This is a genomic window from Pseudomonas kitaguniensis, from assembly GCF_049199985.1.
Lineage (GTDB): Bacteria > Pseudomonadota > Gammaproteobacteria > Pseudomonadales > Pseudomonadaceae > Aquipseudomonas > Aquipseudomonas kitaguniensis.
Window position 1 is genome coordinate 1 of sequence record NZ_JBLZPT010000060.1, and the last position, 440, is coordinate 440.

At 63.9% G+C, this 440-nt stretch carries 1 protein-coding gene; it reads right to left on the reverse strand.

Features of this window, described 5'->3' with window-relative positions; all coding sequences use genetic code 11:
- On the reverse strand, nt 1-440 hold a 440-nt coding region (locus tag ACOZK9_RS27355), incomplete at both ends, for an autotransporter outer membrane beta-barrel domain-containing protein (protein ID WP_421556985.1).

A 440-nucleotide genomic window follows, 5' to 3' on the forward strand; every position in this document is an offset into this window, starting at 1 on the left:
TTCGCCTCGGCAAACGTCTGCACGGTGCGGCTGACGTACTTGGCGCTCAGGTGGTTGTCTACGCCCGGGAAGCTGACGCGACGTTTTGTCTGGACCTCATGTTGCGCATACGCGATGCCGCCATACAAACCAAAAGCGTTCCAGTTGTGGCCCGCGTGCAGGCCCAGTTGATAGGTGTCGACACTCGCCTTGCCGCGGCCTTGGGTCTTTACATCGGTGCTGCCGCTGCCGGCAACCACGCCCAGGCGCGTGCCTTGTTCCAGCGTGTGATCGAAGCCAACCAACAGGCCTGTGCTGCTGTGGGCGGTGCGGTTGGTGTTGCTATCGCCTGCGAGCTGGCCGGACTGGCGCGGCAGTTGCACCCAAGCGCCTTGGTTCAGCGCCTTGGGCTGAGCCCCTCGGTTGCCTTGCGCACTCAGCTGGCGTTCGAGTACCGCCTG